A 9,554-nucleotide genomic window follows, 5' to 3' on the forward strand; every position below is an offset into this window, starting at 1 on the left:
TTTCGAGGGTGGTCCGTCTTTTGTTCCGCCCCCGTCATGCTGTTTTTTTTGTGGTTGCCCCCGGGGCGAGAAAACCCACCCGGATGGGGCTGCGCCCCCCCCCCCCCCCCCCGCCACACAGCCACCGCTTCTACAGGTACAGGCCCGTCGAGTCGTCCGCGCCCTCCAGCCGCTCCGCGGCCACCGCATGCAGATCACGCTCACGCATCAGCACATACGCCACACCACGCACCTCGACCTCGGCCCGGTCCTCCGGGTCGTACAGCACCCGGTCCCCCACCTCGACGGTCCGCACGTTCTGCCCGACCGCGACCACCTCGGCCCAGGCCAGGCGGCGGCCGACGGCAGCGGTCGCGGGAATGACGATGCCCCCGGACGAGCGGCGCTCGCCCTCGGGGATGTCCGTCCGGACCAGCACACGGTCGTGCAGCATCCGGATCGGCAGCTTGTCGTGGGTGTCCTTGGCGTTATTCGGGGTCACGGCACGACCGTACCTGTCCGGCGCGGCCCGCCACGCATCGCGGGCCGCCTCGCGCCGCACCGGAGCCGGCTCACCGGCGCCCCGGCCAACCGCCGCTCAGCTGCGCCGCCTGGCGCGCAGCGCCAGCAGCCCCACCACGGCCACGCCGACCATCGCCACCGGAACGATGCGCTCCAGCCGCGGCGCCCCGTCCTGCGACACCAACTGCGCCCGGACGTCACAGACCGTGCGGTTGACGACCACATACGCCCGCCCCGCCGTACGGTCCACGGCGGCCGCCGCCTGCGCCTTCACCTCGCCCATGATCGTCTTCGGGTGCAGCCGCACCCCGATCTCGTCGAGCGTGACGGCGAGCTCCTGCCGCCTGCGGGCGATGTCCGCCTCGATCTGCGCCGGGGTCCTGGCCTCCGCCACCGCGCTGCCTCCGTCGTCTCGCGCCATTCGTGATGGACAGTCTGTCAGCTCACACCCCCGCGCGCCCCACAGCACCCCCGTTTCGCACGCCACGGGCGCCCCACCGGGGCCCACCGGCCACCGGCTCCGCGCGCCCGCACCGCCCCCGGTCCCCCCGCCCGCCCCGGCTGGCTAATGTCGGGGGCGAACGGATCCACCCACAAGGAGAGCCATGAGCGAGCGCACTGAGCGCATCATGGACAGGTGCGCGCCTCGCGAGTGCGGGGCCGAGCAAAGCGAGGTTTCGGCATGAGCGAGCGACTGCAGCCCGGCGACACCGCCCCGGCCTTCACCCTGCCCGACGCGGACGGCAAGGAGGTCTCGCTCGCCGACCACAAGGGCCGCAAGGTCATCGTCTACTTCTACCCGGCCGCACTGACCCCCGGCTGCACCAAGCAGGCCTGCGACTTCACCGACAACCTCGACTTCCTGGCCGGCCACGGCTACGAGGTCATCGGCATCTCCCCCGACAAGCCCGAGAAGCTCGCCAAGTTCCGGGAGAAGGAGGACCTCGAGGTCACCCTCCTCGGCGACCCGGACAAGGCGGTCCTCACCGCCTACGGCGCCTTCGGCGAGAAGAAGCTCTACGGCAAGACCGTCACCGGCGTCATCCGCTCCACCGTGATCGTCGGCGAGGACGGCAAGGTCGAGCGCGCGCTGTACAACGTCAAGGCCACCGGCCACGTCGCCAAGATCATCAAGGACCTGGGGCTGTAGCCACCGGACCCACCACCCGAACCGGCCACTCCGGCCCGGCCGGCCCCCGCGTCAGGAGGACCCGGGGCCGGAGCCGCGGTCGGTCGCGGCCAGTGCACCACCGCCGCCCGGCACCGTCACCGTACGGTCCGGCAACTCCAGCACGGCCTCGGCGCCGCCCTCCGCGGCGGCGCCGAAGTCCAGCCGCGCCCCAAGCACCTCCGCCTGACCGGCCGCGATCGTCAGCCCCAGCCCGTGCCCGGTCCCCCGCTCCGGCGCCGCCGTACGGAACCGCCGCGGCCCCTCCGCACACAACTCCGGCGGATAGCCCGGACCGTGATCACGCACCACGATTCGCGCCCCGGCCACCACCACCTCGATCGGCGGCCTGCCGTGCTTGGCCGCGTTCGCCAGCAGATTCACCAGCACCCGCTCGACCCGCCGCCGGTCGGTCTCCACGATCCGCGGCTCCCCCTCCACGGCCACCGACACCTCGTCCACCCCGCGCTGGCGCGCCGCCCGCTTCACGATCCCGCGCACCAGCGACGGCAGCTCACAGGCGTCCAGATCGGCCCGCTCCACCCCCGCGTCCAGCCGCGAGACCTCCAGCAGATCCTCCACCAGCCGCCGCATCGCCTGCGCCCGGTCCCGCACCAGCTCCACCGCCCGCGGCTGCGGCAGCAGCTCCGCGGCCGCCACCAGACCGGCCACCGGCGTACGCAGCTCATGCGCCACATCCGCGGTGAACTCGCGCTCCGCCTCCACCCGCGCCGCCAGCGACGTCGCCATGTGGTGCACGCTGCGACCCAACTCGGCCACCTCGTCCCGGCCGTTGCTCGCCAGCGCGTCCGCGTCCGGCGCCTCCCCCGCCGCGATCCGCCGCGCCGCCGCCGCACTCAGCCGCAGCCGACGCGACAGCCGCTGGGCGACGAACCACGACACCACCGCCATCAGCACGACCGTGCCGCACCCGGCGATCAGCAGCGCCCGGTCCAGCGCCACCTGCGTCGGATCGTCGTCCGGATACGCCGCCGACACCGACAGCGACCGCTCCGGGGCGCTGTCCCCGCCCTCGCCGACACCGGTCGCCGCCCACACCCGCGGATCCTCACCACCGCTGACGTACGTCCCCGACTGGTTCTTGAACACCGCCTCGCGCAGCGGCAACGGCAGGGCCGCGTCGTCCAACTGCGCGCCGAGCACCAGCTTGCCGTCCCGCTCGTAGATCTGCAGCGCCGAACTCAGCCGGTCGTCCTGATACGCCCGCGCCGAACGCTCCCGCTCGGCATCGGCTATGTGGTGCACGGCGAAACCGAGCACCACCACGGCCAGCGCCGTCATACAGGAAATGGCCAGCGCGATCCGGCCTCGAATGCCCATCACGCGAGGTTGTACATCTCCGTCGTGTCACCGAGCGGTGTCGAGCCCTCGTACGTGACCTCGAGTCCGGTGAACGCCAGCCGCCCGTCGACGGGCTTCGCCCCGAAGAGCCGGAACGTCGCCGGGAACCCCGCGTCCGCGCCCGCACCGGCGGCGGTCTTCACCACCTGCACCACACCCGTCCCCAGCGCGTCCCGCGACCCGTACTTCTGCCAGCTGATCGCGGTCGCCACCATCCCCGCGTCCGCGCAGGTCAGCGTAATCACCCGGGGCTTGATCTCCGGCTCGCCGATCCCGCAGTCCCGTACCCCCGGAAGGCCCCGCGACTCCTTGGCGTCCTCCTTGACGTCCTGCACCGCGGAGGTCTTCGGCGCCGCGTCCACCGCCGACGCCCGGTCCGACACCTGGCTGAACCACACCCCGCCCGCCGCCAGCGCCGTCACCCCGACGAAGGCCAGCAGCGCGGTACGGCCCCGGACCCAGCGGGACCCTTCGCGGTCCGTCATCACGATCTCCTCCCGGGAGCCACGCCCCGTACCCCCAACCAGCAAACACGAATGCCGCGCCCGGCTCCCCACACTCTCCCGTCCCTGCCACACAGGCTGGTTGCCCGCATACTGCGGTGACCGCGCGGCTGTGTACCAGTCCTGTAACAAGCCCGGCGACACCCCTTGGCGCGCCTGGCCACGGCGGTCCCTACGGCCCCGGAGACGGGTGACACACCCCACGTCATCCGGCCGGACGGGTTTGAGCCGCGCGTCACCGCGCAGGCGTACCTGTCGTATCCCACCGCGCCCAGCACCACCGCGCCCTGCCCGACCGAGAGGACCGCCCAGTGTCGACCGGCAGCACCGAAGCCGACCGCGCCCCCGACCAGGACCCGGCCGCGCTCAGACGCCACCGCGCCCTCTTCCGTGCCGTCGCCCGCCGCAAGAACCCCCGGCTCCGACGCACCGACATCACCGTCACCGACGAACGCGTCGTCAAGCGCGCGGTGAAGGCCGCGGCCCTCGGCAACGCCATGGAATGGTTCGACTTCGGCATCTACAGCTACCTCGCGGTGACCATCGGCAAGGTCTTCTTCCCCGGCGGCAGCGACACCACCAGCCTGCTGTCGTCCTTCGCGACCTTCGCCGTGGCCTTCCTCGTACGGCCCCTGGGCGGCGCCTACTTCGGCCCCCTCGGTGACCGCGTGGGCCGCAAGAAGGTCCTCGCCCTCACCATGATCATGATGGCCCTGGGCACCTTCTGCATCGGACTGATCCCCTCCTACGCGGCCATCGGCTTCTGGTCCCCGGTCCTGCTCATCGCCTTCCGCCTCGTCCAGGGCTTCTCCACCGGCGGCGAGTACGGCGGCGCCTCGACCTTCATCGCCGAGTACGCCCCCGACAAGAAGCGCGGCTACTTCGGCAGCTTCCTGGAGCTCGGCACCCTCATCGGCTACACCGGCGCCGCCGGCACCGTCCTGCTCCTCGACACCGCCCTCGGCGACGACGCCATGCTCGCCTGGGGCTGGCGCCTGCCCTTCCTGATCGCCGGCCCGCTCGGCCTCGTCGGCCTCTACCTGCGGATCAGACTCGACGAGACCCCCGCCTTCCAGAAGTTCGAGGCCGCCCACACCCACAATTCCACGGGTTCCGTCGTCGAGTCGGAGGCGGAGTTCTCCCACCTCTCCGAGAACGCCCCCAAGAAGAAGCTGGGCGAGATCTTCGCCCAGCAGTGGCCCACCCTGATCCTGTGCATCGCCCTGGTCGGCGCCTACAACATCACCGACTACATGCTGCTGTCCTACATGCCGACCTACCTCACCGACACCCTCCACTACCAGGAGTCCCACGGCCTGCTGATCCTCCTGGGCACCATGGTCGCCCTGATGTGCATCATCAGCACCGTCGGCAGACTCAACGACCGCTACGGCCGCAAGCCCCTGCTGATGTCCGGCATGCTCGGCTTCTTCCTCCTCGCGATCCCCGCCTTCCTCCTCGTCAAACAGGGCTCCCTGGCCGCCGTCTGCCTCGGCATGGCCCTCCTCGGCCTCAGCCTGGTCTGCCTCCTGGGCACCATGTCCGCCGCCCTGCCCGCCCTCTTCCCCACCCACGTCCGCTACGGCTCCCTGTCCATCGGCTACAACGTGGCCGTCTCCCTCTTCGGCGGCACCACCCCCCTGGTGATCACCGCCCTCATGGACGCCTTCGGCAAGAACGTCATGGTCCCCGCCTACTACACGATGGGCGCCGCCCTCGTCGGCGTCATCGCCGTCGCCTGCATGAAGGAGACCGCCCAACAGCCCCTGGAGGGCTCCCCGCCCTCCGTGGCCACCAAGGAGGAGGCGGTGGAACTCATCACCTCCCAGACGACCGAACCCCGCTTCTGACCCCTTCCCACCGCCCTCGCCCGGCCCTCCTCGCTCCGCGTGACCACCACCCCGTGCACTCGTTGACATGTTCGAGAGTCGACGAAGCGCACGGGGTGGGTCCGGTGCGCGGGCATTGAGGGGGGAAGCATGCCGGTCAGTCCGCACACCCGGGAACGGCTGGAGGCCGCGGCGTCGTCGTCACGGACGCTGTCGGAGGCGCTGGAGAAGTTGGGGTGGACCCGCGCAGTTCGCAGCGGAACTACCTCAGGGAGCGGATGCGGAAGCTGGGGGTGGACATGTCGCACTTCGAGCGGGAGGGGGTGCGGTGGACGAGGGAGATCCTCGAAGCCGCCGTCTCGGCCTCGACGAACATGTGCGAGGTGCTGCGCCACCTCGGGCTCGAGGTCGTCGGTGGGCACCACACCCACATCAGCCGCCGGATCAAGGCGTACGGGATCGACACCTCGCACTTCGCCTCAGTGGTCCGTACGGAGAACATGAGGAACAACCGGCGTCGCCGGACCGCCGAAGAGATCCTCGTCCAGACCACGTCGGCACACGCCGGTCGCACGCCGAACACCCGGCTCAAGAGGGCGATGAACGAGATGGGGGTGGAGGAGCGCTGCGCCCTGTGCGGAATCGAACCGGTATGGCTGGGCGAGCCGCTCCCCCTGGAGGTCGATCACATCGACGGCAACTGGCGCGACAACCGGATCGAGAATCTTCGACTGCTCTGCCCCAACTGCCACTCCACAACGGACAGTTACCGGGGGCGCCGCAAGGGACGACGCACCAGGGGTGGGCGCCGTATGACGAGCGGAGCGCGTGAACAGCTCACGCCTCCGTCGCTGCGGCAGCATGACCCGGCGTAAGGCCCGCCCCGCACCGGAGGTGTTACGCGCCGCGGTGGCCGAGTCGCATTCCCTCGCTGAAGTGCTCCGTCGCCTGGATCGTCCGGTAAACGGGGGCCGGCGCGCGATGCTCCGCCAGTGGATCGCCGAAGAGCGACTCTCGACAGCGCACTTCCTGGGACAGGCACACCGGCGCGGGAAGCCGAGCACGAACGCCAAGCGGCCGGAAGACGTGCTGGTCCGGCACGGCGGCGGGCACCGGATCGCCACCAGCCGCCTGCGTCGCGCTCTGCGCGAAGTCGGCGTGCCGGAGCGTTGCGCCAGGTGCGGCGTCGCCCCTCAGTGGCTCGGTAGGCCCATGACGCTGGAGATCGATCACATCAACGGGGACTGGCGCGACAACCGGCGAGTGAACCTGCGGTTGCTGTGCCCCAACTGCCACGCCGTCACGAGCACCTGGTGCCGAGGGGGGAGACGGCCACCTGCAACCCAACGGCGACCAGTAGAGTAGGCAGCGGCTGCGGGCCCGTATCCCAGCTGGCTAGAGGACGCCGGTTTAGGTCCGGTGTGTCGTGGGTTCGAGTCCCACCGGGCCCACTCGCACCCGGCCTCCCCGTCCCTGCGGCAGGGAGGCCGTTGGCCTAGGTGCGCACCGACCGCGTCAGCCCAGCAACTCCCCCACCACCGGCGCCAACGCCCGGAACGCCTTCCCGCGGTGGCTGATCGCGTTCTTCTCGTCGGGGGTCAGCTCGGCGCACGTGCGGGTGTCCCCGTCCGGCTGGAGGATGGGGTCGTAGCCGAAGCCGCCGGTGCCGGCGGGGGTGTGGCGCAGGGTCCCGTCGAGGGTGCCCTCGACGACGCGCTCGGTGCCGTCGGGGAGGGCGAGGGCCGCGGCGCACGCGAAGTGCGCGGCGCGGTGTTCGTCGGAGATGTCGGAGAGCTGGGCGAGGAGGAGGGTCAGGTTGGCCTGATCGTCGCCGTGGGTGCCGGCCCAGCGGGCGGAGAAGATGCCGGGGGCGCCGCCGAGGACGTCGACGCAGAGGCCGGAGTCGTCGGCGACGGCGGGGTGGCCGGTGGCCTGGGCGAGGGCGTGGGCCTTGAGCAGGGCGTTCTCCGCGAAGGTGACGCCGGTTTCCTTCACGTCGGGGATGTCGGGGTAGCTGTCGGCCCCGACGAGTTCGACGTCGAGGCCGGCCGCCTCGAGGATGGCGCGGAGCTCGCGGACCTTGCCCGCGTTGCGGGTGGCGAGGATGAGGCGGCGGGGGGCTTCGGGGCGTCCGGCGGTGTCTGGCTGCATGGGACCCGATTATCCCGGCTGCCCCACCCGATACCCCAGCCGATGATCCCGGTTACCCCGGAGTGCAGATCTTCGTCATCTCGCTGGTCCCGTCGACGATCGGCTGGATGTCGGGGGCCTTGTTGTCGGCCAGCGCCTTGCGGGCGTCCTTGATGCCCTTGTTCGTCTTGTCGATGGCCTTGGACAGCTCGGGGTCGTTCGCGTCCTTGCTGAGCTTCTGCAGGTTCTTGTCGATGTTGTCGAGGGCCTGCTCGGACTCCTGCGGATCGGTCAGGGCGTTGTCCGCGGCCTGCTGGAGCTTGTCGACGGCGTTGACGACGGAGGTGGCGGTCTTGGCGCAGTCCGTGGCTTTCTGGATCGCCCCGCAGGAGGAGAGCAGCGGTATCGCGAGAGCGGTGGCGGCCAAGACGGCGAGCGCGGTGGGGGCGGGGCGGCGCGTACGGGCGGTGCGGGCGGCCATGGAGCGGTTCCTTCCCTTGGGTCATGCGCGGGCAAAGGAAGAAACGCGGGGTGGGGTTGTTTGGTTGCCCCAACCGACAAGCGGGGGGTGGGAGTTCGGACACCGCGGGTGCGCCGGCGCCGCGCGGGCGGACCGGGCGGCGCGCGGCGGACCACCGGGCGCACCGGGCGGACCGGGCGGCGCGCGGTCCTGCGCGGTGCCTGCCCGGCCCGGCCGCGGGTCGCCGGCGCAACCCGCCGGCGACGAGCCGTCCCGGCCGTCCTCAGAGCGTGCGGGCCAGCGCCGCCCACTGGGCGCCGTCGAGTTCGGCGCAGCCGGCGACCGCGAGGTCGAGGAGGGCGTTGAGTTCGTCGCGGGCGAAGGGCTCGGCTTCGGCGGTGCCCTGGACCTCGACGAAGCGGCCGTCACCGGTGCAGACGACGTTCATGTCGGTCTCGGCGCGGACGTCCTCCTCGTAGCACAGGTCGAGCAGGGGGGTGCCGTCGACGATGCCGACGCTGACGGCGGAGACCGTGCCGGTGAGCGGCTGGCGGCCGTGGCGGACCAGCTTCTTGTCCTTGGCCCAGGTCAGGGCGTCGGCGAGGGCGACGTAGGCGCCGGTGATGGCGGCGGTGCGGGTGCCGCCGTCGGCCTGGAGGACGTCGCAGTCCAGGACGACGGTGTTCTCACCGAGGGCCTTGTAGTCGATGACGGCGCGCAGCGAGCGGCCGATGAGGCGGCTGATCTCGTGGGTGCGGCCGCCGATCTTGCCGCGGACGGACTCCCGGTCGCCGCGGGTGTTGGTGGAGCGGGGCAGCATCGAGTACTCGGCGGTGACCCAGCCTTCGCCGGTGCCCTTGCGCCAGCGCGGTACGCCTTCGGTGACGGATGCGGTGCAGAAGACTTTGGTGTCGCCGAAGGAGATCAGGACGGAGCCTTCGGCGTGCTTGCTCCAGCCGCGTTCGATGGTGACAGGGCGGAGCTGTTCGGGCGTGCGGCCGTCGATGCGAGACATGGCGTAGACCCTATCGGCTACGGCGAGGGCCCCACTCCGGGGCGGTGGACCGTCCGGGGCGGGGCCTTCGGGGAGGTGGGCGCGGCCGGCCGGCGGGACCCGGCGGTCGCGCTCACCCGCTCACATCATGTCTTCGATCTCCGCGGCGATGGGGTCGGCGTCGGTGCCGATGACGACCTGGATCGCGGTGCCCATCTTGACGACGCCGTGCGCGCCGGCGGCCTTCAGGGCGGCCTCGTCGACCAGGGAGGCGTCGTTGACCTCGGTGCGGAGGCGGGTGATGCAGCCCTCGACCTCTTCGATGTTGTCGAGTCCACCGAGCCCGGCGACGATCTTCTCAGCCTTGCTGGCCATGTCCACTCCTGCTTGTCTCGGCCGCCGGCGGTTCAGCCGCGCGGTTTTCACACCGTAACGCACGTTCGGCCCAACATTGCGGGCGTTCGTCCGCTTTCTGGCGAAGGATGGCGATCACGGATGGCGATCACCGCGGTGGGGGGGGGGGGGGGGGGGGGGGGGGGGGGGGGGGGGGGGGGGGGGGGGGGGGGGGGGGGGGGGGGGGGGGGGGGGGGGGGGAGGGGGGGGGGGG

Annotated in this window: 10 protein-coding genes, 1 tRNA gene and 1 pseudogene; 4 read left to right on the forward strand and 8 right to left on the reverse strand. The window is 71.6% G+C overall.

Annotation, left to right across the window (positions count from 1 at the left end):
- Window positions 1-130: 130 nt before the first annotated feature.
- A complete protein-coding gene (locus tag AC0680_RS37670; protein ID WP_044363777.1) occupies window positions 131-433 on the reverse strand; it encodes a GroES family chaperonin in 303 nt (100 codons plus the stop codon).
- 144 nt (window positions 434-577) lie between these two features.
- Entirely contained in the window at window positions 578-895 is a 318-nt protein-coding gene (locus AC0680_RS37675; protein ID WP_478637555.1) for a DUF3618 domain-containing protein, read from the reverse strand.
- Window positions 896-1,183: 288 nt separating this feature from the next.
- Between AC0680_RS37675 and bcp the strand changes: the two genes are divergently transcribed.
- Window positions 1,184-1,651 (forward strand): thioredoxin-dependent thiol peroxidase, encoded by a 468-nt coding sequence (bcp, locus tag AC0680_RS37680; protein ID WP_478637549.1) that lies wholly within the window; start codon window positions 1,184-1,186, stop codon window positions 1,649-1,651.
- A 51-nt stretch (window positions 1,652-1,702) separates the two neighbouring features.
- Here bcp and AC0680_RS37685 read toward each other — a convergent pair whose 3' ends face one another.
- Complete coding sequence (locus AC0680_RS37685; RefSeq protein WP_478637550.1) at window positions 1,703-3,010, reverse strand: sensor histidine kinase; 1,308 nt, start codon at window positions 3,008-3,010, stop codon at window positions 1,703-1,705.
- Window positions 3,010-3,516 (reverse strand): hypothetical protein, encoded by a 507-nt coding sequence (locus tag AC0680_RS37690; RefSeq protein WP_468983497.1) that lies wholly within the window; start codon window positions 3,514-3,516, stop codon window positions 3,010-3,012. Before AC0680_RS37690 ends, AC0680_RS37685 begins: the two co-directional genes overlap by 1 nt.
- A 329-nt stretch (window positions 3,517-3,845) precedes the next feature.
- Between AC0680_RS37690 and AC0680_RS37695 the strand changes: the two genes are divergently transcribed.
- The 3 genes and pseudogenes from AC0680_RS37695 (at window position 3,846) to AC0680_RS37705 (ending at window position 6,814) form a co-directional block, all read left to right on the forward strand.
- Window positions 3,846-5,384 (forward strand): MFS transporter, encoded by a 1,539-nt coding sequence (locus AC0680_RS37695; RefSeq protein ID WP_478637551.1) that lies wholly within the window; start codon window positions 3,846-3,848, stop codon window positions 5,382-5,384.
- 129 nt (window positions 5,385-5,513) lie between these two features.
- Window positions 5,514-6,238: pseudogene (locus tag AC0680_RS37700) on the forward strand (HNH endonuclease).
- 501 nt (window positions 6,239-6,739) lie between these two features.
- Window positions 6,740-6,814, forward strand: a tRNA-Leu gene (locus AC0680_RS37705).
- A 64-nt stretch (window positions 6,815-6,878) separates the two neighbouring features.
- On the opposite strand, the gene rdgB is transcribed toward AC0680_RS37705, so the two are convergent.
- The 4 genes from rdgB to AC0680_RS37725 all read right to left on the reverse strand — a co-directional run bounded on the left by rdgB (window position 6,879) and on the right by AC0680_RS37725 (window position 9,322).
- The gene (gene rdgB / locus AC0680_RS37710) at window positions 6,879-7,514 is read right to left on the reverse strand and encodes an RdgB/HAM1 family non-canonical purine NTP pyrophosphatase (protein ID WP_478637552.1); all 636 of its coding nucleotides are present in this window, start codon (window positions 7,512-7,514) and stop codon (window positions 6,879-6,881) included.
- Between the two features lie 52 nt (window positions 7,515-7,566).
- Entirely contained in the window at window positions 7,567-7,974 is a 408-nt protein-coding gene (locus AC0680_RS37715; RefSeq protein WP_478637553.1) for a hypothetical protein, read from the reverse strand.
- Between the two features lie 262 nt (window positions 7,975-8,236).
- Window positions 8,237-8,968: a ribonuclease PH gene (gene rph / locus AC0680_RS37720; protein ID WP_478637554.1), complete on the reverse strand. Its 732-nt coding sequence runs from the start codon at window positions 8,966-8,968 to the stop codon at window positions 8,237-8,239.
- 120 nt (window positions 8,969-9,088) lie between these two features.
- Entirely contained in the window at window positions 9,089-9,322 is a 234-nt protein-coding gene (locus AC0680_RS37725) for a PTS sugar transporter subunit IIB (protein ID WP_018542266.1), read from the reverse strand.
- Between the last annotated feature and the right edge of the window lie 232 nt (window positions 9,323-9,554).

The sequence above is a fragment of the Streptomyces sp. NPDC043738 genome, assembly GCF_056436545.1.